20 protein-coding genes and 1 tRNA gene are annotated in these 22,468 nt (G+C 57.4%); 11 read left to right on the forward strand and 10 right to left on the reverse strand.

Annotated elements, in window-relative coordinates:
* The first annotated feature begins 149 nt into the window (after positions 1-149).
* Positions 150-1,142: a helix-turn-helix domain-containing protein gene (locus AC2FGE_RS08535; protein ID WP_496818782.1), complete on the forward strand. Its 993-nt coding sequence runs from the start codon at positions 150-152 to the stop codon at positions 1,140-1,142.
* Here the strand turns inward: AC2FGE_RS08535 and AC2FGE_RS08540 are convergent.
* Positions 1,139-2,038: a LysR family transcriptional regulator gene (locus AC2FGE_RS08540; protein ID WP_496818783.1), complete on the reverse strand. Its 900-nt coding sequence runs from the start codon at positions 2,036-2,038 to the stop codon at positions 1,139-1,141. The genes AC2FGE_RS08535 and AC2FGE_RS08540 overlap by 4 nt on opposite strands.
* Before the next feature lie 97 nt (positions 2,039-2,135).
* Between AC2FGE_RS08540 and glyA the strand changes: the two genes are divergently transcribed.
* Together glyA and AC2FGE_RS08550 are read left to right on the forward strand one after the other, a co-directional pair.
* Entirely contained in the window at positions 2,136-3,446 is a 1,311-nt protein-coding gene (gene glyA / locus AC2FGE_RS08545) for a serine hydroxymethyltransferase (protein WP_496818785.1), read from the forward strand.
* Between the two features lie 273 nt (positions 3,447-3,719).
* Positions 3,720-4,220: a hypothetical protein gene (locus AC2FGE_RS08550; protein WP_496818786.1), complete on the forward strand. Its 501-nt coding sequence runs from the start codon at positions 3,720-3,722 to the stop codon at positions 4,218-4,220.
* Between the two features lie 287 nt (positions 4,221-4,507).
* Here the strand turns inward: AC2FGE_RS08550 and AC2FGE_RS08555 are convergent, their stop codons facing one another.
* Complete coding sequence (locus tag AC2FGE_RS08555) at positions 4,508-5,614, reverse strand: TIGR03032 family protein (protein WP_496818787.1); 1,107 nt, start codon at positions 5,612-5,614, stop codon at positions 4,508-4,510.
* Between the two features lie 393 nt (positions 5,615-6,007).
* On the opposite strand from AC2FGE_RS08555, the gene AC2FGE_RS08560 reads away from it, so the two are divergent.
* Positions 6,008-6,907: a type IV pili methyl-accepting chemotaxis transducer N-terminal domain-containing protein gene (locus AC2FGE_RS08560; RefSeq protein WP_496818788.1), complete on the forward strand. Its 900-nt coding sequence runs from the start codon at positions 6,008-6,010 to the stop codon at positions 6,905-6,907.
* 160 nt (positions 6,908-7,067) lie between these two features.
* On the opposite strand, the gene AC2FGE_RS08565 is transcribed toward AC2FGE_RS08560, so the two are convergent.
* The 3 genes from AC2FGE_RS08565 to AC2FGE_RS08575 form a co-directional block, all read right to left on the reverse strand.
* Positions 7,068-8,090 carry an aspartate-semialdehyde dehydrogenase gene (locus tag AC2FGE_RS08565; protein WP_496818789.1) on the reverse strand — a complete coding sequence of 341 codons (1,023 nt, stop codon included), beginning with the start codon at positions 8,088-8,090 and terminating at the stop codon, positions 7,068-7,070.
* Positions 8,091-8,202: 112 nt separating this feature from the next.
* Positions 8,203-9,240: a glycosyltransferase family 4 protein gene (locus tag AC2FGE_RS08570; protein WP_496818790.1), complete on the reverse strand. Its 1,038-nt coding sequence runs from the start codon at positions 9,238-9,240 to the stop codon at positions 8,203-8,205.
* Positions 9,241-9,262: 22 nt separating this feature from the next.
* Positions 9,263-10,435, reverse strand: a complete 1,173-nt coding sequence (locus AC2FGE_RS08575; protein WP_496818791.1) for an MFS transporter — start codon at positions 10,433-10,435, stop codon at positions 9,263-9,265.
* A 137-nt stretch (positions 10,436-10,572) separates the two neighbouring features.
* Here AC2FGE_RS08575 and AC2FGE_RS08580 point away from each other — a divergent pair, with 137 nt between their 5' ends.
* Positions 10,573-11,715 carry a DUF3095 domain-containing protein gene (locus AC2FGE_RS08580; protein WP_496818792.1) on the forward strand — a complete coding sequence of 381 codons (1,143 nt, stop codon included), beginning with the start codon at positions 10,573-10,575 and terminating at the stop codon, positions 11,713-11,715.
* On the opposite strand, the gene AC2FGE_RS08585 is transcribed toward AC2FGE_RS08580, so the two are convergent.
* Complete coding sequence (locus tag AC2FGE_RS08585) at positions 11,712-12,488, reverse strand: aldolase/citrate lyase family protein (protein ID WP_496818793.1); 777 nt, start codon at positions 12,486-12,488, stop codon at positions 11,712-11,714. The genes AC2FGE_RS08580 and AC2FGE_RS08585 overlap by 4 nt on opposite strands.
* 188 nt (positions 12,489-12,676) lie before the next feature.
* Between AC2FGE_RS08585 and hpaR the strand changes: the two genes are divergently transcribed.
* Complete coding sequence (hpaR, locus tag AC2FGE_RS08590) at positions 12,677-13,111, forward strand: homoprotocatechuate degradation operon regulator HpaR (RefSeq protein ID WP_496818794.1); 435 nt, start codon at positions 12,677-12,679, stop codon at positions 13,109-13,111.
* Positions 13,112-13,766: 655 nt separating this feature from the next.
* Complete coding sequence (locus tag AC2FGE_RS08595; RefSeq protein WP_496818795.1) at positions 13,767-14,465, forward strand: fumarylacetoacetate hydrolase family protein; 699 nt, start codon at positions 13,767-13,769, stop codon at positions 14,463-14,465.
* A 3-nt stretch (positions 14,466-14,468) separates the two neighbouring features.
* Here the strand turns inward: AC2FGE_RS08595 and AC2FGE_RS08600 are convergent, their stop codons facing one another.
* Positions 14,469-15,683: a winged helix-turn-helix domain-containing protein gene (locus AC2FGE_RS08600; RefSeq protein ID WP_496818796.1), complete on the reverse strand. Its 1,215-nt coding sequence runs from the start codon at positions 15,681-15,683 to the stop codon at positions 14,469-14,471.
* Between the two features lie 4 nt (positions 15,684-15,687).
* On the reverse strand, positions 15,688-16,713 hold the full coding sequence (locus tag AC2FGE_RS08605; protein ID WP_496818797.1) for a LacI family DNA-binding transcriptional regulator: 1,026 nt from the start codon (positions 16,711-16,713) through the stop codon (positions 15,688-15,690).
* 115 nt (positions 16,714-16,828) lie between these two features.
* Here AC2FGE_RS08605 and AC2FGE_RS08610 point away from each other — a divergent pair.
* The 4 genes from AC2FGE_RS08610 (at position 16,829) to AC2FGE_RS08625 (ending at position 19,932) form a co-directional block, all read left to right on the forward strand.
* A tRNA-Arg gene (locus AC2FGE_RS08610) sits at positions 16,829-16,905 on the forward strand.
* A gap of 224 nt (positions 16,906-17,129) precedes the next feature.
* On the forward strand, positions 17,130-17,915 hold the full coding sequence (locus AC2FGE_RS08615) for a hypothetical protein (RefSeq protein ID WP_496818798.1): 786 nt from the start codon (positions 17,130-17,132) through the stop codon (positions 17,913-17,915).
* Entirely contained in the window at positions 17,912-18,385 is a 474-nt protein-coding gene (locus tag AC2FGE_RS08620) for a plasmid mobilization protein (protein WP_496818799.1), read from the forward strand. The genes AC2FGE_RS08615 and AC2FGE_RS08620 overlap by 4 nt, the downstream gene beginning before the upstream one ends.
* On the forward strand, positions 18,379-19,932 hold the full coding sequence (locus tag AC2FGE_RS08625; protein ID WP_496818800.1) for a relaxase family protein: 1,554 nt from the start codon (positions 18,379-18,381) through the stop codon (positions 19,930-19,932). The genes AC2FGE_RS08620 and AC2FGE_RS08625 overlap by 7 nt, the downstream gene beginning before the upstream one ends.
* 127 nt (positions 19,933-20,059) lie before the next feature.
* Here AC2FGE_RS08625 and AC2FGE_RS08630 read toward each other — a convergent pair whose 3' ends face one another.
* On the reverse strand, positions 20,060-21,100 hold the full coding sequence (locus tag AC2FGE_RS08630; RefSeq protein ID WP_496818801.1) for an IS481 family transposase: 1,041 nt from the start codon (positions 21,098-21,100) through the stop codon (positions 20,060-20,062).
* A 202-nt stretch (positions 21,101-21,302) separates the two neighbouring features.
* Positions 21,303-22,403 (reverse strand): SEC-C domain-containing protein, encoded by a 1,101-nt coding sequence (locus AC2FGE_RS08635; protein WP_496818802.1) that lies wholly within the window; start codon positions 22,401-22,403, stop codon positions 21,303-21,305.
* Between the last annotated feature and the right edge of the window lie 65 nt (positions 22,404-22,468).

Consider the following 22,468-nt stretch of genomic DNA (forward strand, 5'->3'; position numbering starts at 1 on the left):
ATGGCGACCGAAACCTCATATGCACATGCCCCCCAATGACCGAATACATCGAAGCCGCTGAATAAAAACATCCCCCCAAAAGGGGGGGTGCCCACAGGCAGCAGAGCGCTTCCCGCTCTCTACCACTCAAACCAGAAGTGTCATGACATATGAAACACTACGTCCTGCGTAACGAACCCGAAAACAAGGCAAACGCCTTTGCAGCGGTGTCTGAGCGGGTTCAATATGTTGATGTCATTTTGCACCCGAATGCATCCCGCGCGACGGCAGAGCTGGCGTTGGATTTTTACCGGGCTCTGAACGGTTTGATGGAAAATCAGCGCTACGTTATCACTCTGCGTGCTCTTGCCGAGGATAAGGTCGGTGGGCCGTTGTATTGGGCCGGGCGGACGGCTGTCATCTGGGGGGATCTGGAGGACAGCTGGAATCTGAGCGGCTCGCAAAAACATTGGGCGACCCAGGTGCTGAACCTGGCGCCCCGGGTCATTCTGGTTGGGGGCGCTGTGATGCTGCTGGCCCAGGCCAGCGGGTGTGACGGGCATATTGCAGCGATACATTCCAGTTTTCAGGCGGCAGCGTCAGAGCAGGGCATAAGAAGTTGCGGTGCCTCAACGTATCTTTCACCCAACGGGCGATTGCACAGTGCCAATACCCGCATCAGCGCCCTGCGTTTGCTGGCCGATTTTGTATCGGGTGATCATGGCGAGCATCTTGCGGATGCGGTACGCAGATATGTTGGCCTGGATGAGCCAAAACAGGCAATAGAGAGCCAGACCGCCAATCGGCTTATTCGCAGATCAGGTGGGGATGAACTGGTCATTCTGACGCTGGCGACCATGCTGGAGCATATCGAGGAGCCTCTGAGTATCACTGACCTTTCAAAGGCAGTGGGTGCTTCGACCCGTCAACTTCAGAGACGATACCTGTGTAAAACCGGTGCGACGCTTCTGCATACGTATAAAGAGCTTCGGGTAGAAAGAGCTATTGACCTGCTGAGACAGACCGACATGTCGTTGGTCGAAATTGCAGCTGCGACCGGGTTTTCCTCACGCGCAGCCATGTCGCGTGCCCTGTTTGAACAATGCGGATCGCGGCCAGAGGATATCAGGACCCGCCGCTATCTCGGATATGCTGCCGGTTAGCTAAACCAACCTTGGCGCTGGTTCGGATCGGTTCCACACAGCCGATCGATGACGTGATCGATTTCCGGGTGGCATCGGGACCTGTGTGGACGTTCGATCACCAGGGCTTTGCCGGTTTTGTGACTGTGTTCAGACACACGGCAGAGCTGCTGCGCATCCAGTGCCTGCGCAACCAATGCGGCATGCCCCATAAGCACACCCGCACCTGATTTTGCCTCTTCGACCGCCAAAGCGTAAAGAGAATACCGAGGGCCGCGTGCCGGATCGCCGATGTCGATACCTGTGGCGCCTGACCACGCTGGCCAATCGCTGTCCCAGGTCTGATCGTGCAGCAGCGGCGCCGTTGAAAGATCGATACCCTGCGCCAGCTTAGGCGAGCAAACCGGAAAGATGATGTCGTCTTCGACGATGATCTGATCTTCGGTTTCGTCCGGCCGCGATATGAAGAGGGACAAATCAAACAGATCCCTGGACAGGCTTGGGGGGTTCTCCATCGCCGTCACGGATATGTTCAGATTGGGATGCAGGTCACGCAATCGACCCAGACGGGGCGACAACCAAAGCTGCGCGACCGATGGCAATGCGGCAATGTGAACTTCGGGGTTGGGTGCCAGATTACGCAGATTTTGGGTTGCAGCTGCCAGAAGATCGAAAGCCTGTGTGAAATCCTCGTTCAACAAACGACCAGCGGTAGATAATGAAACGCCTTGTGCGCTGCGTTCAAACAGGCTGGTGCCGGACCACGCCTCAACAGCTTTGACATGCTGTGACACCGCGCCTGCGGTGACACCCAGTTCCTCGGCTGCCGCAACGAAACTGCCCAGACGGGCGGCAGCCTCGAAGGCGCGCAATGCGTTCAGGGGTGGCCCTTTGGGTCGTCGGGGAAGAACTGCCATGCGTGAGCCTTAGTTTTTCTAGGGCAAGAAATAGCAGAACTGATTTGCAATGTCATGCAGACCGTCCATTCTGAAGCCGAGCAAGGAGTATGCAGCAATGACAATAGACATAAGATCCTGGGTCCCGGACGCCAGTGAAACGCTTGTGCAGCAGATCGCAGCGACCACCGCGTGCAGCACCTCGGCCGTATTGCTTGACCGGATCGAAGACCTGGCGAACCGGAACCGCGAGATTCATGAGAAAGAGTGTTTCAACCTCAATCCAGCCACCAACGTCATGAACCCGAGGGCCGAGGCGCTGCTGTCTTCGGGTATCGGGTCGCGCCCTTCGCTTGGATATCCGGGCGACAAATATGAGATGGGCCTTGAGGCCATCGAAGAGATCGAGGTGATCGCAACCCAGCTTTGTGCAGAGGTTTTCAACGCACGTTTCGCTGAAATCCGCGTGCCGTCGGGCGCGATTGCAAACCTTTATGGATTTATGGTCACGTGCAAACCGGGTGACACGATCATCGCACCCCCTGCGTCGATTGGCGGGCATGTCACGCATCATGTGGCGGGCTGTGCGGGTCTGTTCGGGCTGCGCACCGTTGAAGCACCGGTTGACGCAGATGGATACACCATCGATCTGGATCAATTACACGCCATGGCGAAACGCGAACGACCCAAACTGATCACGGTTGGGGGTAGCCTCAACCTGTTCGAACATCCCGTGAGAGAGATACGTGTCATCGCCGATGAGGTGGGTGCCAAAGTGATGTTCGACGCCGCACATCAGTGCGGGATCATCGCAGGCAAGGCGTGGCGTGACCCGCTGGCCGAAGGCGCGCATCTGATGACAATGAGCACCTACAAAAGCCTAGGCGGCCCTGCCGGAGGGCTGATTGTCACCAATGAGGCTGATCTGGCCGAGCGGCTGGACGCCATTGCCTTCCCCGGAATGACGGCCAATTTCGACGCGGCGAAATCGGCTGCACTTGCGGTCACGATGCTGGATTGGCGCGATTTCGGGGCCGACTATGCGGCACAGATGATCGCAATGGCCCAGGGGTTGGCAGAACGCCTGAATGACAATGGCGTACCTGTCTTTGCTAGCCAAGGGGGTTTCACCTGCTCCCACCAGTTTGCTGTATTGGCTAACGCGTTTGGCGGTGGGCAAACCGCGTCCAAAACCCTGCGGCAGGCGGGTTTTTTGGCCTGCGGCATCGGCCTTCCGGCGCCAGAGGTGCAGGGCGACATGAACGGCTTGCGCATAGGCACCCCGGAACTGGTAAGATGGGGCATGACCACGGATCATGCAGACAGGCTGGCCAACCTGATCGCGCGCGGCCTGGCGGGCGATGACGTAGGTGCCGAGGTTTGCGACTGGCGGAAAAGCTTTGACAGCCTATCCTTTGTTCATGCGTGAAGCTTGATGTTCATATAGGCGACAGAGCCAGTATGATTTCACCTGCCGCGTGAACCGGTTTCATGATCGATGCAGTGCGTCATGCATTGCCAGCCCAAACGTCAAACACTTTCGGCCGAATGCCCCTGAAGAACTAAATACGACAAAAATCTGCGGCTAAGCAACCGCGTGGCTAGTTGATTGAAAATCCCAAAAAACTGAGCTCTGTTCACAATACCCAAAGCCGTCACGTTCCTAGGTTGGAAATGTAACAGCAAGATAAGGAGATCAAAAATGGAACGTTTCGGCACACTCAAAAAACACATCGTTGCACCGGCACTGGTGATTGCACTGACAGCAGGATCTGCCATAGCAGGGCCGGACCACTACGCCGCCGCTGGTCATCATGGCGCCAAAATCAGCCACTCGGAAACATCACGTGGCACGTCGCATGAAGCAACGGATATGACAACAACCGTTACTGGGAAAATTGTTAACCTTATTGCCAACCTCTCTCCATTGGAAGCAACGCAAGATGAGAGTAGTTCCAAGGTCGCTCCAACCTTCAGCGGCTACACTTTCAATCATGCCACAACGCCTTCTCCGCTTGAGACCATGCAGGATGCGGGTTCCGGTATCGTCGATACAAGTGGGAAACTGATACAATCACATAAAGCCAGCGGTGATTTCTACTTAGACGGCGAGACGCATTTCCAGTCCGCGCCCAGAGCCCAACACAACGGCTATGCCGATACCAACACACAGGTTGGTGATACTGATGGAACCATCAAATAGGACGCCGAACAGAAGGTTCTAGACATGTCAGGAAGTAAGTACCTCGATGCGATTGCGGAAGCCGCTGGCGGCGTCCTCAAATTCAAACAATGGCAAGACAACCCAAACAAACCGCCGATCGGGCGCCCTTAGATAGCAATGCAATGGAACTAGGTTTCTGAATCCAAGGTGGCGATGTCAATTCATTGACCTCGCCACCTAAATGCCATTCTGGATGTGTAGTCGACTCCTTGCTTTGTTTCGCGTGACGTTCAACATATTGGTTGTGCGGCAGGCGTAGAGTTGAGTTACCTTTGCGACGTCGGCGTGGCGGCTGAGCTCGGTTCATCCCAAGTGATCAGGTTTGCCGCTTCAGTGCTGCCGGGGCTGACCGTCATTGGTGTTGCAAATCCCGGGATGATCTCGACATCATAGAGCTCAGTTATGGCACCATCGATCCGAAACCAGTCGACACAGGTGCCGGTTGCAAGATCGATGATCTGCAGGCCGCACCAGGCGTCGCTGTCTGCGGCATCCAGCCGATCTGCCAGCGGCAGCCCCTCGAACCGTTTGTAGCGTGGCTTGGACAGACCGACGAAAGCATATCCTTTGTAGAACCGCAGCCCGCGCAGGAAACCCGGACAAAAGACAACCGGTTTGAACTGGCCCGGTGCCTCGCCCTCCAACCCGTCCACATAGCCAAGCTCGCCGGTGCCAGAGTTCAGAAGCCAGAGCTTGCCATCATACCAGCGGGGGGAATGCGGCATCGACAGGCCCTTGCACACAACTTGGTTGTTCTGGACGTCAATGGCCACGCCTCCGTCAACGCGGCGATCTCTCCACCCGTCAATCGTGTTGGATTGGGATACGGCGGTGACATAGGCGGGCTGGCCGTCGCGCATGGCCATCCCATTCAGGTGGCACCGGTCCTCATCCACGATCTGAGTGATAGATGGCGGGGTCCAGACAGGTACGAAGCTGTGGCGCTTCGATAGGGTCGACAGGCAGTTGAAACGGGTGTTCACAAAGACGGGCGCGCCATCTGTATCCAGCCCGATGTCATGCACATCCAACTCACCAACACTATGTATAACCCGAGGCATAAAACAGGCATCGAACACGTTGTTGATGCGCTCATGCGGAGCGAGAATGTTCTCGAACCTCAGAATCTGAGCACCCCCGGCCAGTATCAGCCCGCCTTGGCCATCATAATGCAGCCCCATGGGTTTTGGCATGGCCGACTGGTGCACATGCAGCGACCCGCCGGGATCGCGCCCCAGATGATACAATAGCCCGGATTGATAAGATGAAAACGCAAGCGCGCATTCCAATCGCGCCAACCGATCCACCAAACCACGGGACTGGCTGTATTCTACGGTGCCCTGTTGGTCTTGTTCAGTGGTGGTGTTCGTCATGGGGTTACTCGGGGCCTTCTGTTTGAGCCGATATGGTCGATCGCGGGCCTGAGACTTGTCCAGACCACTTGATTTCTAAACCCGCGCCCGTTGAATGCAACAACAGGGGTTTTAGGATGGTGCACTCGGCACGGCGATTTCCCAACAGAAAAACCTGTATCTGACAAGCTGATAGCGCGACCTCTTGAAATCAACCTGCGTACAAGTGGAAGGGTTCTTGGTGGCCGAAACCCAGGCCGGACTCACTGTCCGATCTGATCGTCTAACGCGTTAACTTGCTGATCTCAGGCGCGAAAAGCCACTATATTTTCTTATTTTTAACATTCCTCTGGGACATTTGGCGCGCTTCTTGCTCGAAATGCATATGCAAAATCAGCAGGACTAGGTAAAAAAATGGGTATCGATCGCCGTGTTTTCGTCACTGGAGCGTTGGGGCTTGGGCTATCAGCATTCTTGCCGGTTGGGGGTTACGCGCTTGCCATGGCGGCAGGTCAGGTGGCGCACCGCATTTTGGCCGCTGAAAAACTAAGCTTTCTGAGCGAGAAAGTCGCAAAAGCCACTGTATTGCTGAGCCTGGGCGCCGAAGCCGACAAAGCTCTGACCGAACTACAGCAAGCGCATGATGACTTTGACGATATCCTGCTCGGTTTCAAAGAGGGCAAGGGATCGTCGGGCATTGATCGCGAACGGTTCTACTCGGTCAACAAAGCGCTTGAGGAAGTCGCCGCTTTGTGGGCGCCCTATCGGATCGCGGTCGAGGATATTGTCGCCGCCAAATCCGTGAGCGATGCGCAATTGACCATGATCGTGGGCGATGTGGAACCTCTGGAAGAGGCCAGCCACGTGGTCGTTCGCAAGCTGGAAGCAGCTTATGGCGAGGTCGATATCGAACCGTCCATGGCTCTGGCCCTGGAGTTTGCGGGTCGGCAGCGGATGATCACGCAGAAAATCTGCAAGGAAATCGCCCTGGCCGCGACAGGAAAAGACACGGCCGAGCATCATGAGAAGTTCAAAAAGAACGCCGCGAAGTTTGGCAAGATCGTCGACGCGCTGATCGATGGCGGCAATGACTATATCAAGATGTCCACGCCCCCAAGCGACGCCTCGCTTACGGCGTTGAAGCAGGTAAAAGCCTATTGGGCCGAGCTTCAGCCGACTGTCGAAGCCTTGAGCGCCGCAGATGTACCCAGCCTAGATGACGTCGTGCATTTCTGCGCTGAGATGGATGTGCTTGAGAACGAATCCGAACGGGCAGTTCTGTTGTATGAGGACGCCATCAAGATCGGGTCCTGATCAGGCTTGTCCGAAACTGGCGGTTTAATGAACATCTTCACACTCAACAGATTTTGCACACCGCAGTTTGAATTGGCGCATTTATTGCGCGTTCAGACAAAAAAAGAAGCCCCGCAGGTGATGCTGCGGGGCTTCGTATACTCTGGTCGGGGTGAATTGCTTACCCCTTTTTCAGAACCTCGCGGCCCAGAAGCTCGGCAATCTGAACTGCGTTCAGCGCAGCGCCTTTGCGCAGGTTGTCCGAGACGCACCACAGGTTGATGCCGTTCTCGATGGTTGAATCCTGGCGGATGCGGCTGATGAACGTGGCGAAATCACCTGCGCATTCGATCGGTGAGACATAGCCCCCCGCTTCACGCTTATCGATCACCATGATGCCCGGGGCTTCTCGCAGGATGTCGCGGGCTTCGTCTTCGTCCAGGAATTCCTCGAACTCGATATTCACGGCCTCGGAATGGCCAACGAAAACCGGAACGCGGACGCAAGTGGCCGTGACTTTGATCGACGGGTCGACGATCTTTTTGGTCTCGACAACCATCTTCCACTCTTCCTTGGTCGAGCCGTCTTCCATGAAGGCGTCGATCTGCGGGATGACGTTAAACGCGATCTGCTTCTGGAATTTCTTCGGCTCAACTTCTGTTGTGGGGTTGTAGATGGCTTTGGTCTGATCCCAAAGCTCATCCATGCCCTCTTTGCCCGCGCCCGAAACCGACTGATAGGTCGAAACAACGACGCGCTTGATGCGCGCGCGGTCATGCAGCGGCTTCAGCGCCACAACCATCTGCGCGGTCGAGCAGTTGGGGTTGGCGATGATGTTCTTGTTCTTATAGTCGTGGATCGCCTGCGGGTTACATTCCGGCACGATCAGCGGAATGTCCGGGTCATAGCGATAAAGCGACGAGTTATCGATGACCACACAACCCGCTGCGGCCGCTTTGGGGCCATAGGTCTTGGTTGCGTCCGAGCCAATGGCAAACAGCGCCATGTCCCAGCCGGTGAAGTCGAATGTGTCAATGTCCTTGGTGGTCAGTGTCTTGTCGCCAAATGTCACCTCAGTTCCCAGCGAACGACGGCTTGCCAGAGCGGCAATTTCATCGATCGGGAACTGGCGTTCCGCCAGGATGTTCAGCATTTCGCGGCCCACATTACCTGTGGCGCCGGCGACAACGACGCGATAGCCCATTTCATGTCTCCAAAGTTAAGGACGCGCGTTCATAGCCGCGTTGCAGCAAAGAAAAAAGAGCTTTCGGATCGGTTTTCGGCGAATGACGCGGATTTGAGGCGTTCACCGCACTCTAATCTGCGTCCAGCAGAGATCGATAGACCTTTACGATGGCTTCGGCCTCGCCTTCGATTCGAAAATTCCGCTCCACATGGGCGCGGGCGGCCTGTCCAGCGGTGGCCAGTTGCGCAGGATCGGACAGCATCTGGTTCAGAGCCTCTGCCAATGCCGGGGCATTATCCTTTTCAACCAGCCGCCCGGTTTCGCCATCTTTGATCTGAGCGCTAAAGGCGCCCACGCCATGACAGGCGATGGCCGGCACGCCTGAGGACATGGCTTCCAGCGGGGTCAGCCCGAACCCTTCGTGGCGGGCGGGGGCGACGAACAGATCGAGGGCGCGGTAGGTTTCGACGATCTCCCCCCACGGGCGTTCGCCCAGGAAATGCACACGGCCGCCCAGACCAGCGGCTTGCAGTTTCGCCTGCTGTTCAGCCTGAAACGCTTCGAATTCGCTGGTGGCGCGACCGGTAAAGATGATGTGGGCGTCAGGGTGGTTGGGCAACACGCTCAGCGCAGCATCGACCAGCAGATCGACGCCTTTCTGCGGGCGTATGCGTCCGAAACAGCCGACTAGCGTGCCATTTGGTAGGCCTAACTTATTGCGCAGCTCTTGTTTGTCTTTGGCAGGATGGAACAGTTCGGTGTTCACGCCATGCATGATGACGGTTGACGGGTGTTGCAGAAATGAGGCCGCTTGCGGGGTTGTCGCAATCAATGCGTCCATTTGCGAGATCAGTTTCTTGGTGAACCCCGAATGATCCCGCTGCGCGGCAGATGTGAACAGCAGTTTCAGGTTGCGCCGAAGGATTTTACGCAGAAAAAGGCCCATCAGCATTTCGGTGTTGCGCCGGGCATGCCAGACCCGGCGGGTGCGGTTCGACAGGAACGGAACCTTGATCAGGCGGATATGGGGCAAGTCATCCGGCAGCCCCGGCCCGGAGGCGACGATTCCGATCATCTTTTTCTGAATCGGAAGCAGGCGAATGACCGTGGTGGTGACCCCGGAAAGGCTGTGTTTCAGGTTGGGTGCGATCACCTCGATGTCCTGCACGGGCCGTCCCTCCGGTTCCTAATCAGTCCACACTGTCCCGGCTGAATAGATAGATCACGCAGCCAATGGCAAGGGTCACGGCGAAAAAGCTGAAGATGGCGAGATAAGGCACGGTCGCTCCGGCGGCAACGTTGGCCGCATGGATGCGACCCGTCGCGAATTGTGCAATGCCGACGCCGCCGATTCCAAAAAGGTTCAGCAAGGTGACACCACGTCCAACCAGATGCGGCGGCACAAAGGCGCGACCATGGGCCATGATCACCGGAAAGCTGGCCCCCAGAAAACCCACAACTGCAAGCAGTAAAATCGAAACCCAGATCGCGCTGTCGACCCACAAGCACAAGAGAACCAGCGCGGCAGCTGCCAGCGCATTGCCGCCGAAGATCACCCATTTCCGCGTGCCCAGAATGCGATCCAGCGGACCATATACGAAGGTTCCTGCAATCATCGCTGCCCCCATAACAAGTGTCGCAGTGCCGATCTGGGTGGTGCTGAGCCCAAAGACATCGTTCAGATAGGGACCGGCCCATAATCCACGCAGCGCGGCCGATGGCGCGTACGCCACCAACATCAGCGGCAGGATCAGCCACAAAGCGGGTTCTTTAAGCAGGTCCAGAACCGATCCCTTGTGCTCGGTTTCAACCTTGGCTGGGTCGCGTACACTGACCCAGATGCCAAGGGCAATTACCCCAGAAATCACGGCCAGCCCCAGCAGGGTGGCACGCCAGCCCAGCAGTTCAGCCGCAAGAGCAGTTGGGTAGGAGGCGACCAGATTACCCACCGATCCCACGCCCAGCATCACCGCGGCAAGCGTGGCAAACCGGGCCGGAGGGTATTCGCGTGCAAATATGAAATACGATGCCATCAGAACCGGAGAGCAGCCAACCCCAATCAGCGCCATTGCGACGCTGATGTGAACGGCGGATGTGGCCAGGGCAAACACGGTTGCCCCACCTGCGCCGCCAACCAGCAAGAGTGCGGCTGCGGTCAGGCGCGGGCCAACCCGGTCCAGCGCCCAGCCGACCGGGATTTGCATGGCCGCAAAGACCAGAAACCAAAGGCCCGAGGCGAAGGCCAGATCTTCGGGCGTGGCACCGATGTCGCGTTCCAGATCAAGGCTGAGGACCGCGAGGAACGCGCGAAAGAACTGGCTGAGGACATAGGCCAGACACAGTACAACCAGCCCAGATTTCATCTAACGTTCCCTTCAAATCTTGCGATCACTCTCTGGCATGTTGTGGTAAAACGCACAAGCGCGTGTAGAATGTTGCAGGTAACTGACATTGATCACGTTTGAGCTATCTGAACATTCAATTCAATCTGAGGGGGAGCATGAAAGACCTCCATTCTGCGTTTTACGAAAACCTGCCGCTGCTGCGTGATTTCAATCAGTTGGCGGACCCGTCCTCGTTTGCGGCTGTCCCGGATGAATGGGTTCTGGGCGTCGCCGATATCGTCGACTCGACCGGAGAGATTGCGCGCGGACGTTACAAGACCGTGAACATGGTGGGCGCGGCCGTGATCTCGGGCATGATCAACACAATGGGTGGAAAGCTATTCCCTTATGTCTTTGGGGGAGATGGCGCAGGGTTTGCCGTGCCACCCAGTGCCGCTGATCAGGCTCGCCAGACGCTTGCCGCGTTACGGCGGTGGGCTGAGGAAGAATTTTCAATGCCACTGCGCGCGGCGTTGGTTCCCGTGGCAGAGCTGCGTCAGGCGGGCAAGGATTTGCGCGTGGCCCGGTATGCGCCATCGAACGGGGTGGACTATGCAATGTTCTCGGGCGGTGGTTTGGCCTGGGCCGAGGCACAGATGAAAGCCGGAGAGCATCAGGTACCGCTGGCCGAACCGGGCAGTCAGCCAGATCTGACCGGTCTGTCCTGTCGCTGGTCCAACAGTCCGGCGCAGCATGGGCGCATCGTTTCGGTTGTGGTGCAGCCCACGGTGCAGGCAACCGAACGTGACTTTGCCGATCTGGCGCAATCGGTCTTGCGCGCCTCGGACGGATTGGACCGCGCGGGTCACCCGGTGCCGGAAAATGGCCCGCCCATGACATGGCCGCCGCCGGGAGTTGATCTGGATGCGCATGTATCGCGAACCGGTCGCAGCCTGTTGCTGCAAAAGCTGAAGTTGCTGGGGCAGAACCTTCTGATTGCGATCCTATTCTGGACCAATAAGCGTATGGGTCAGTTCGAGCCCGAGCACTATAAGCGCATGGTCAGTCGCAATGCCGATTTCCGCAAATTCGACGATGGGCTGAAGATGACGCTGGATTGCGACGATGCCACGCTGGACCAGATCGAACATATGCTGGAAGAGGCGCGCGGGCGCGGCAAAATCAGATATGGCCTGCATGCACAGGATGAGGCGATGATGACCTGCTTTGTGCCCGCCGCCACGCGGGATGATCACGTTCATTTCGTTGATGGTGCATCCGGCGGGTATGCGCAGGCGGCGGCTTTGATGCGGGGCTAGCTCTGGCCGGATTTCCATTGCGCCGAAAGCGCTCGCGCCGCGTTGGCTAGAAGCATGACATCAATGCCGACCGCTAGAAACAGCGGATCCATGTCCAGATAGGCTTGGGTAGCCTCATCATTGGTGCCCAGAATCCCCGGCGCTTTGCCAGCGGCCCTGATCCGTTTAATGGCGTCGGCGATGGTGGCGCGCACTTCTGGCGCGGCGCTGTTGCCCTGATAGCCCATATCGGTCGAAAGATCGGCGGGTCCGATAAAGACCCCATCAATCCCGTCGACCTGTAGAATTTCATCCAGCGCAGCCATACCAGCGCGGTTTTCCACCTGCACCAAAAGGCAGATTTCCTGATCGGCGGTCTGGATGTAGTCTTGGGTTGATCCAAACATCGTCGCGCGCGCGGATGTTGCACCAACGCCGCGTGCACCTTCGGGTGGATAGCGGCAAGCACGGACCAGTTCCCGTGCTTGTTCGGCGCTTTCGACGATCGGAACCAAAACGGTTTGCGCGCCGGCATCCAGAACCATCTTGATCAGCCAGGTCTCACCCACCGGTACGCGGACGACGGGATGAGACGGGCTGTTGGTCAAGGCAATCAGCTGATCCCGGATCGAACGAATGTCATTGGGTGCGTGCTCTCCATCAATAACCAACCAGTCGAACCCTGCGGTTCCCATGACCTCGGCAGTGGTGGATTCGGCAAAGCTCATCCAGCAGCCGATCTGCCTTTTGCCCTGTGCCAGAGCCTGTTTGAACGTGTTTTTTGGAGCGGGCATTCTGCGTTGTCCTGTATGAGACTCTTGAGATTCTGCTACATTCTGTCATGCAGTATCGGTCAATATCCATAGTTATTGGGAACAAACCTATTGTGATCTCAAATAGGCGCATTCCAGAGGTATCGCGGCAGACACCGGGCAGAACCCGGCATGTGCGCGTTCCACCAAAAAAAGTGGTAAGGTTAAACATGGCCGATGATTTACCGTTAACCTCAAGATCTTTGCCCATCGCGCTTTTGCGGGCACGCGAAAAGGTGATGGGGCCAATTCGAGCGCTGCTGGTTGATGCAGGTGTCACCGAACAGCAATGGAGGGTGCTGCGTGTCTTGAACGAAGAAGGCCCGCAGGAGCCGACGCATATTGCCGAACGCGCCTGCCTGTTGTTGCCCAGCCTGACCCGTATTCTGCAAACGTTAGAGCAGAAAAAGCTGATCGTGCGCCGCCGTCATCCTCAGGATCGTCGTCGTCAGATTGTCGAAATCAGCGATGCGGGGGTTCAGATCATCCACGCCAATCTGGCCGTTAGTGTGGAACAGGCCAAACGCGTGCGCAGCCAGCTTGGTCCCGACAAGCATGAAATGCTGCTGGATCTTCTCAATGAGCTCAATGACCTGGAAAGCTGAGAGGTTGGTCCGGCCTTAGGTTTATGACCCCGTCGGAGATGGTAGGGGGAACTCTCCGACGGGGTTCGGCCAGACCCGGACTGGATATGTGCCTGGCCCGTGCTTCGAAGACATGCAGAACCGAAAATTGGTTCGTTACCGAGGCTCAGGATCCAGGGGGATGGACCTAAACCTTTGCGTGTGCTCCGAAGCGGTCATGCTCACTTGCCGACTTGTCGCCTGGTCTGCAAGCGGTTTCTTTTTATCGTTTTGATCGTGCTGTTTGTCCGGTTTTACAACGATCCGGTTCTGGCGTTTGATAAAGTGCTCTGCACCAGATCGTGCAGAGCCAAATACATTGGTTCACTACTTTGGCAACCAGTGTTCTGGGGCGAACAGGATGGTATCCAAGCACTTTCCGTCTAATGGCGATGTGCAGATTTTTTGGGGCCCATCGCAGGTATCGAATTGCGCCGGGGGTCAAAAAGCGCATCCGATGTGTATATCTAAAACCGATTCCCCGGGCTTTAGGAAACAATTCGTTTCCAAATTGTCAAAATTGGGCAGTTCCGTGCCGAATTTACAGGGAGAGCTGTGTAAAAACCGGCGGATTTCTGCGGGTTGCGGGATTGGTCTTGTGAATTAAGATGCGCGCAAACATGCGCGAGGGCCCATCATGACCGACCATTTGTTCCCGATTCCGGATATCCTTGGCATCCCTGTGCAGGGTGAAACGGCCCGGTATCCGGTTAATCGGATATTCTGCGTTGGCCGCAACTATGCCGCCCATGCAGCTGAGATGGGGCATGAGGTGGATCGTGAAGCGCCGTTCTATTTCACGAAATCTGCATCGAACGCTATTCTGACCGGCGCGACCGTGCCTTATCCGCCCGGCACCGAAAACTTCCATCATGAGATGGAATTGGTCGTTGCCATCGGCAAACCGGTGTTCAAAGCCACCAGTGATCAGGCCTGGGATGCGGTTTATGCCTATGGTTGTGCGTTGGATATGACGCGCCGCGATCTGCAAATCCAGGAACGCAACAAACAGCGCCCCTGGGATCTGGGAAAGGATATGGAAGATGGAACGGTTTTTGCGCCGCTGACCCGTGCGGTCGAATGGGCGCCAGACGACAGCAAGCGCATTCACCTGAGCGTCAATTCAGCCCTGCGTCAGGATGCAACCCTGCAAGAGCTGATCTGGAAGATCGATGAGATCATATGCCATCTGTCGGGCTACTATCATCTACGTCCCGGAGACCTGATCCTGACGGGAACGCCTGCTGGCGTCGGGCCCGTAGTTGCAGGGGATACGATCGAAGGTGGTATTGACGGGCTTGCATCGCTTCGGCTGACCCTGACCGACGCGGAATAGGGTCTATTTTGGTTCTTTCAGCCAATCTTTTGCAAAGCTAACGCGATCCAGCTCCGTAAATCGGCGAACCCGATCCAACTCGGCCTCTAGGCGGCGGGTCCGCGCGTCAGACCATCGGATGGTGCGTTCCGGCCATAGGGCGCGCACGCGTAGGTCACCCGCATCCCGATGGGCTTTCATATCAACCCGCCCGATCAGCTTGTCGCCCTCAAGCAATGGGAACACGTAGTAGCCATAGGTCCGTTTCGCCTCAGGTACAAAAACCTCGATCCGGTAGTGAAAGCCAAACAACCGCTCGGCCCGGTTCCGGTCTCGCAGCATCGGGTCAAACGGGCTGAGCACGCGGATGCGCCCTGTTGGCTGGGGCAGGTCCGCCAAATCATTGGTTAGGTCGGGCCGTGCGAACTGCTTGCGCGCTCGCCCGTCCACGCAGGCAATTTCGATCTCTTCCACGGCACCGGATCGCAGCGCGTTGGCACACCAATCTTTGGCCTCTGCCGGGCTGACCGTATCCCAGAATGCAGCGATCTCACCTGATGTGGCAAAGCCAAGCCGGTCCAGCGCGGCATTGCACAGCCAATCGACGGTCGCCTCAGCGTCACAAGGATGTTGACCGGGGCAAAGATGCGTCTCGATCACCCGCTCCGTCAGGTCATAGCGTTTTTGAAATCCTTCGCGGCCGACAACGGTCAGCGCGCCGGATCGCCACAGAAACTCAAGCGCCGTCTTGGAGGGGTGCCAATCCCACCACCCGCCGGACCCTTTCTTTTCGTCCTTCCCGACATCGGATGAGGACACCGCGCCATGATCCCGGATATGGTTCAACACCGTTTCAATCTGTTGCTCGAACCCATCCCGGCGCCAGTTTTTCCACCGCGACTTCAACAGTTCAGCATCACGCAGAAACCGCAGATGCCAATGACGGTAAAACTCTATCGGAATGACAGCGGCGTCATGGGTCCAATGTTCGAACAGCGCCCGATCGCGCTCATAGAGGCGTTTCAGATTCCCGCTGCGATAGCTGGGCCTGCGCGAGAACAGGATCATGTCATGGGCGCGAGCGACGGTGTTGATACTGTCAAGCTGAACAAAGCCCAGCCGCTGGATCAGGTCCAGCAGCTCGGCCCCCTTGACGTGTCCCGCAGGCGGCTCGGCCAGCGCATGACGATCCATAAAAATCGTCCGCGCTGTGCGGTTGTCCAGTTGCCGCAGCGCCATCGGCCTAACGCCGTTTCAGCGTATCGCCAAAGCTGATCTTGGGTGTCAGCGTCACGCGGGTCTCAATCTCAGACTCCGGGTCATTGAGCCGTTCCGCGATGATCTCGGCCGCTTGTCGACCAATCTCCAATCGGCAGGCATCCATCGTTGCCAGTTTACGTGGCAGGCCTTGCAGCAGTTCCACATTGTTGAACCCGGCCAACCCGATCTGTCCTGGAATATCTATGCCCTGCTCCAGCAGATACAGCAGACCACCTGCCCCGATCATATCGTTGGAATAATAAAGAAAATCCAAATCAGGTGAGCGTTCCAGCATGGTCTGGGTCATCTCACGCCCCTTGGCCAAAGCGGACCCGCCGGAATAGAATTCCCGATCCTCGATCTCGATTCCTTGCTTGCCGAGCACTTCGGTGAAGCCTTCGAACCGTTTTCGTGCGCGATGGTCCAATGGCATCTTGGTGCCCATGAAACCGATATGTTCATAGCCCGCTTTCAGGATCGCTTGCGCCATCTCGCGGCCTGCGCGGCGATGGGAGATCCCGACCATCGCATCCACCGGTTTGCCGTCGGTATCCATGATCTCGACCACCGGAATGCCAGATGAATCCAGCATGGCACGCGCCGCTTCGGTATGTTCCAATCCGGCAATGATCACGCCCGAAGGCCGCCACGAGAGCATCTCGTACAGCACCTTCTCTTCTTTCTCGGGCAGGTAGTCGGTGACGCCGACAACAGGCTGCAACTCAGTGTCCTCCAGCACCTGATTGACGCCGGTCAGCACTTCGGGGAACACCATGTTCGACAGCGACGGGATGATTACGGCCACAAGATTAACCCGGCTGGACGCCAGCGCGCCCGCGATTTTGTTAGGGACATATCCCAGCTCTTTCGCGGCGGCCAAAACGCGGGTGCGGGTGGCGTCGGACACATCGCCACGATTGCGCAGAACCCGACTGACCGTCATCTCAGAGACTCCCGAAGCCTCGGATACATCGCGAAGGGTCAGCGGGCGTTTGGTTTCAGTGTTCACGAGAGGCACCTGCGTTGTTGTTTTGCCCGATGGTAGCGTGAACAGGTCGACGTGTACAACAATTGTGCAAAGGCAATGACAACCCCGAAATTCCCGGTTACAGAAGGCCCCAAGCGGCCCCGTGGCTCAACTGGATAGAGCAGCCCCCTCCTAAGGGGCAGGTTGCAGGTTCGAATCCTGCCGGGGTCGCCAAAACTGCCTGAAAAATATGGCTTATTTGCAAGGCGTTGCGCAGAAGCGTGCAGAAACGCCCGTTTCGTTTTCCGCCGAATTCTCCGAAAACGACCGAAATCTCGTACAAAACCTGTACAAAATTCGCACGTCCGTGCGGCATTTGGGGCCATCCGATGAGCTGGCGGGTTGCGAATGCGTGTGCGGAGAGGAAGTTCGGGAGTGCGACGCGCAAGCAGATCATCATGTTCTTGGCGGACAAGGCATCGGATGATGGCTCAGGCATCTGGTGTTCCAAGGGGACTATCCAGCGGCACACGGAACTGGGCGAGACGACGGTCAAGCGCACGATCCGCGACTTCCTGAAGGAAGGCATTTTGGTCGAGACTGGCGCACGGGGCTGCAAGAACGGGTTCACGGTCGTTTACCGGATCGATCTCACCCGGATCGAGGCCCTCGAACTGAACGCAGAACCCGAGATTGAGACGGGGGCCACTGTGGACCCCGTCCAGACTGGACCCGGAACGGGGGCCACAGTGGCCGGGGTACCGGGGCCACCACGGCCCCCAAACCATCCTAAAACCATCCATAAACCCCCTACGCGCGAGCGCGTGGCGGTGGAGGATGAAGAGGCTGAGAGGATTCTGGACACCTATCCGCCCGACCGTTTGCGAGGAAAAGCAGAGTGTCTCGGTCAGATCAGGGACATCTTGGATGCCGGGACAGAGGTCGAGGACCTGGTGCAGGCTGTCACGGCCTACGCAACCGAGAGTGCAGGCTTTACCCGGTCCAAGGTCTGTTTCTCGGACAACTGGTTTAAGTCGGGACGCTGGCGCACCTACGTCGAAGACATCGCCAAAGGCCGAGAAGCCTCGAAGGCCAAGGAAGCCGAGATGCTAGCAGGCTTGGCGAACTGGCTCACGGACAAGCATCCGCTTTGCCGCCACATCACCCCCGGCCAGATCGACGCGCTCTTGGCCGCAGAGCTGGTGACACAGGCGCAGATTCAGGCGGCGGGCCTCAGATCATGAGCACCAACGAACCCACCGAAGCGCAAACAGCAAGGCGACCCATGTCATACGGCTGCGCCGATGACACGGGACCTTGCGAGGGGCGGCAAGCCTCCCCTTCGAACCCCACCGGCGCGGGAAAAGCCCGCACCAAAGAGCCGCTCACCGAGACATTCGTCTTTCGGTGTAGCGCCGCAGAGAAGGCCCAGCTGCGCGCCAAGGCTGAGGCGGCTGGCCTGCCTGCCTCGACCCTTCTGCGCGAGGCGCTTGGCCTGACCGAGGCGCGCCGCCGCAAGCCGGTGCCGCGCGTCGATCCAGCGCTTGCGCTGGCCGTCGGGCGTATCGGCGGCAACCTCAACCAGATCGCGCGCTGGCTGAATCACGCCATGAAGGTCGGGCGCACAGACCTTGACGCGCTGACCATCGCGCGCCGCCTTGTGGTGATCGAACGCCAGCTTGCCGCGCTCCTCGATGAGGCGCGGCAGTGCTGATCAAGTTCTTCCCCAACGGCAAAGGCGCGGGTGCAGGGCCGGTCGGGTACCTCGTGGCCGAGCGCGTGCTGGCCTATGACGGCAACCGCGACCTGATCCGCGATGCCGATGGCCAGCCCGTGAGTGTCGCCCGCGATCCGCAGCCCGAGGTCCTGCGCGGCAACCCCGAGCGCACCGAAGCCCTAATCGACGCCAGCCGCCACCAGTGGACCTACCGCGCGGGCGTGATCAGCTTTGCCGACACAGATGACCCGACCGAAGACCAGCAGGCGGAGGTCATGGACCAGTTCGAGAGGCTGGCCTTCGCGGGGCTGGACCCCGAGCAATATGAGGTGCTCTGGGTCCGCCATCGCCACGAAGGCCGGGTCGAGCTGCACTTCTGCACGCCGCGCCTGGAGCTGACGAAGGGCAAAAGCCTGAACATCGCCCCACCGGGCTATCAGGACGCCTATGACAGCCTGCGGGATGTGATGAACCAACGTCACGGCTGGGCCGACCCAATGGACGTGGAGCGCGCACAAGGGGTCCGCGACACCGTCGAGGCCCCGACCCGCGCCCAGGGCCGGGACGAGTTGCACGCGTGGATACAGGACCAGATCGATATGGGCCTGATCACGGATCGCACCTCGATGACCGAAGCCCTCACCGACGCAGGATTCGACCTGCCGCGCACCGGCAAGGCCTACATCACCGCCCGCGACCCCAACACCGGCGAGCGCTGGCGGCTAAAAGGAGAGATTTTCCATGAAGACTGGCAAGCCGACCCGGCTGAGCGAGAAGCTGAATGCGGAACTCGACACGATCAGAGCCGAACACGTCGCCTCGATCTCATCCCAGCTCAAAAGCTTCAGGATCGATTTGAAGAACATTGTGGGCGCCGCGCAGCATACCATCGCGAGCGATACGCGCCGCTTTCAGACCGAGACGGCGAATATGTTCGAGACGCGCCTGAGGCCGATCCGCCTCTGGCTGACGATCTCGCCCTGGCTGATCGCAGCGATGGTGCTGACGGGGATCGCCTTGATGATGGCCGCGAGCTTTTTCTGGACGGTGCATCTGACACGCTCGGAGCTGACGGAACTGGGCCTGACGCGGATCGAACGGCCCGAGGGGACCTGGTTGATCCTGGACCCGTCGAAGACGCGGCTCAGGACCTGCACGATGGGCGAGCGACACGTCACCTGCATTCGGATCGAGGAGGATTAGATGACCCAACTGACAGCCTTGGAACGCGACTTGCTCGCCTGCGTCGAGCGGTTGGTGACGGCCTCAGAGGCCTCCGCGAGGGATTTGACCGCTTTGGAAACACGCTCGACCGGCAGGATCGAGAGGGATCTGGCTGGTTTGAAAGACTGCGTGACCTTGCTCATTCGTTCACAAGCCGCATCCACGAAGGCCTTGACCGGATTGCTGAACGACGAGGCGAGCTACAAGACGCTGGACGAGAGCTTGCAGCAGAGCGTGACCTTAGCGAAGGCCGCCGCCGAGAGATTGAGGGACAGCTAGACAGCCAGGAAGCTCATGCGGAAAGAGGGGCGAGGCATTGAAAGTAGCCGAGCTCATTCCGCACGGCCAAAACCAAGGATCGGCGCGGATGACTGAGTCCTGCGCCATATGTGTAGTGGTTCAGATGTGATCTGACAGTTGGCCGTTTTTCCGGCGGCATCTGTCAGGTCAAGTTTGGTTCACAAACTTTTCCCGCCAGATTTCTTTCCCGCCGATCATAGTTTCGATGGGTGTTCTGCCGCAACACATTTTGCCCTGATGCGTGCGCTCGTGGTTGTAATGGTGCAGCCATTCGTCCAGATCGGCCTGCAGCGCGTCGATGCTGTCATAGAGCTTCTTTCGGAACGCGATTTGGTAGAACTCCTGCAGGATCGTCTTGTGGAAACGCTCGCAGATGCCGTTCGTCTGTGGTGATTTCACCTTGGTCTTGGTGTGGTCGATATCGTTGATGGCCAGGAAGAGTTGGAAATCATGCTTGTCGACACGCCCGCAATATTCCGTGCCCCGATCGGTCATGATCCGCAGCACCGGCAGATCGTGTTCCTCATGGAACGGCAGCACCCGGTCGTTCAACAGATCGGCTGCCGTGATCGGCGTCTTGGTGGTGTAGAGCTTGGCATGTGCGACCTTGCTGTAAGTGTCGATGTATGTCTGCTGATAGACACGACCGACGCCCTTGAGGGTGCCGACATAGAACGTGTCTTGGGAACCAAGGTAACCGGGGTGGGCGGTCTCGATTTCGCCGCAGGCCTCATCGTCCAGCTTCTTCTTTTCCAGCGCCTGAACCTGGGCCTTGGTCAGGATGGAGCCGTCTTCAGCAACCTTGGCTTCCAGCGCCTTCAGCCGGGCTTTGAAGTTCGCCAGATCATGGCGCAGCCAGATCGACCGGACACCTGAGGGCGAGACGAAGACACCCAGCTTACGCAGCTCATTAGAGGTGCGGGCCTGGCCATAAGCCGGGAAATCCGTGGCGGATTTGATGACGGCGTCCTCCGTCGCCTGATCGACCCGGTTCGCCAGATTGGGCTTGCGTCGGGTGCGTTCGAACAGGGCTTCGACGCCGCCGTCGTCGACTGCTGACTTGTAACGGTAGAACGTGTCGCGCGACATGCCCATGACCTGGCAAGCCTTCGAGACATTGCCCAACTCCTCGGCCAGGTTCAGCAAGCCGGTTTTGTGTTTGATGATCTTGTCGGTAGTATTCAACATTGTGGTTTCCTTTGATGGTTTGGTTCGCACCACCATCAAAACGGACAACCATCATCTCGTTCAAGAGATGCACCGCCCCCATTCCAGCTCGCTGGGAAGGGGGCGGTGTCAGATCACATCAAGACTAATTCACCATATGCGAATGGTACTGGCATCTTGTTCGAAAACACCACAAGTTACTCGTTGTCTGGCGAGCTGCGGCTTATCCCGTTACCGTCTCTTTAGTTCTAGCTGAGAATAGATCCATGTGGAGATTCGCGTATTCCGTTGCCTCTCGTTCGCGCATTATCGTTCCACTGCGTGTCATCTGATTTAATGTAGCTTTTTGTTTGTCTGAAAGACTTTCCCACCAAGTCGGGTTCAGAAAAATGTTGTCGGAGTGTATGAAGAGAAGACGAATAAGGGCATCCGCCTTGCGTGCGTCCTCGACCTCCAGCAGCGAGTTCGATAGCAACCGCGCTGGCCCACTGTCTTCCCCAATCCAACCGAATACTACAATCGTTTCGTTCTCAAATGCAGTGACCGTAAGTGTCACTGCGTCGAGTTCTACCTTGTCTTGTCCCAACTGCTGCAAACGACCTCCATCCAGGTCGAATTCGGGATGGAATGCGCAACAAGCGACAACTGGCAGGAGCTGATCAAAGCGAATAACGCAGTAATGGAAGTCTTGAAGAGAGCCTTCCAAATACAATTGATCGAAGCCTTCTTTGACCCGGCTTAAGTCGCGTTTTCCAAGTTCAACGCCAACAGAGACATCGTATAGCAAAGACTGCATCGCAGCTTGCTTCCAGAAGGGCTGTCCACGATCGCCAACGGCCCGTAGAATTTCGTTGAAGCGCCCCTCTGCCTCTTTAGAGTATCGTTCATAGGCAATAGCTCGATACGAAAAGAGGAAGGCCGACTGAGAATCGAGGTTGAGCGATTTTCCTTCTATCGGTTTGAAAACTTCTGAGTCGTGCTTGCCACAAAATCCAGGAAATACTGATGCTTTCTTGAGACCAATTTTTCGGGGCTGTGGATTGCCACTGGACTCTATCATATCTTTCATGAGCGGCTTCACTGTTAAGACATGGTTGTTTTCAGCAATTGCGGCGAGTCCTCCCTTCCGTTGAATTGTGTGGGCTTTGACAATTGACGAACTACAGGTGCCCGTTGATGCAAGAGAGCAGTAAGCTTTTTGAAGTTCCGCAAATAGCTGTTGCTCTTGTTCGAAGGCATTTACTGGATCAAGTGTTTCGCGGATGGCGTGGCAGTGCTTGAACTTTTTTCTGGACTGGCACCAGCATCGTTCGTTTCTCCCCATCTTCTCGCGTGGCTTCAAGCGATTGTGTGTGCGAGACAGTCTGGGCGCGATTAGTGACGGGTGGG

The sequence above is a fragment of the Ruegeria sp. YTSA075 genome, from assembly GCF_059610245.1.

Bases quoted from the DNA above. Each gene is read 5' to 3' on its own strand.
- AC2FGE_RS08535 (WP_496818782.1), top strand. From the start codon at position 150: ATGAAACACTACGTCCTGCGTAACGAACCCGAAAACAAGGCAAACGCC.
- AC2FGE_RS08540 (WP_496818783.1), bottom strand. From the start codon at position 2,038: ATGGCAGTTCTTCCCCGACGACCCAAAGGGCCACCCCTGAACGCATTG.
- glyA (WP_496818785.1), top strand. From the start codon at position 2,136: ATGACAATAGACATAAGATCCTGGGTCCCGGACGCCAGTGAAACGCTT.
- AC2FGE_RS08550 (WP_496818786.1), top strand. From the start codon at position 3,720: ATGGAACGTTTCGGCACACTCAAAAAACACATCGTTGCACCGGCACTG.
- AC2FGE_RS08555 (WP_496818787.1), bottom strand. From the start codon at position 5,614: ATGACGAACACCACCACTGAACAAGACCAACAGGGCACCGTAGAATAC.
- AC2FGE_RS08560 (WP_496818788.1), top strand. From the start codon at position 6,008: ATGGGTATCGATCGCCGTGTTTTCGTCACTGGAGCGTTGGGGCTTGGG.
- AC2FGE_RS08565 (WP_496818789.1), bottom strand. From the start codon at position 8,090: ATGGGCTATCGCGTCGTTGTCGCCGGCGCCACAGGTAATGTGGGCCGC.
- AC2FGE_RS08575 (WP_496818791.1), bottom strand. From the start codon at position 10,435: ATGAAATCTGGGCTGGTTGTACTGTGTCTGGCCTATGTCCTCAGCCAG.
- AC2FGE_RS08580 (WP_496818792.1), top strand. From the start codon at position 10,573: ATGAAAGACCTCCATTCTGCGTTTTACGAAAACCTGCCGCTGCTGCGT.
- AC2FGE_RS08585 (WP_496818793.1), bottom strand. From the start codon at position 12,488: ATGCCCGCTCCAAAAAACACGTTCAAACAGGCTCTGGCACAGGGCAAA.
- hpaR (WP_496818794.1), top strand. From the start codon at position 12,677: ATGGCCGATGATTTACCGTTAACCTCAAGATCTTTGCCCATCGCGCTT.
- AC2FGE_RS08595 (WP_496818795.1), top strand. From the start codon at position 13,767: ATGACCGACCATTTGTTCCCGATTCCGGATATCCTTGGCATCCCTGTG.
- AC2FGE_RS08600 (WP_496818796.1), bottom strand. From the start codon at position 15,683: ATGGCGCTGCGGCAACTGGACAACCGCACAGCGCGGACGATTTTTATG.
- AC2FGE_RS08615 (WP_496818798.1), top strand. From the start codon at position 17,130: ATGTTCTTGGCGGACAAGGCATCGGATGATGGCTCAGGCATCTGGTGT.
- AC2FGE_RS08620 (WP_496818799.1), top strand. From the start codon at position 17,912: ATGAGCACCAACGAACCCACCGAAGCGCAAACAGCAAGGCGACCCATG.
- AC2FGE_RS08630 (WP_496818801.1), bottom strand. From the start codon at position 21,100: ATGTTGAATACTACCGACAAGATCATCAAACACAAAACCGGCTTGCTG.
- AC2FGE_RS08635 (WP_496818802.1), bottom strand. From the start codon at position 22,403: ATGGGGAGAAACGAACGATGCTGGTGCCAGTCCAGAAAAAAGTTCAAG.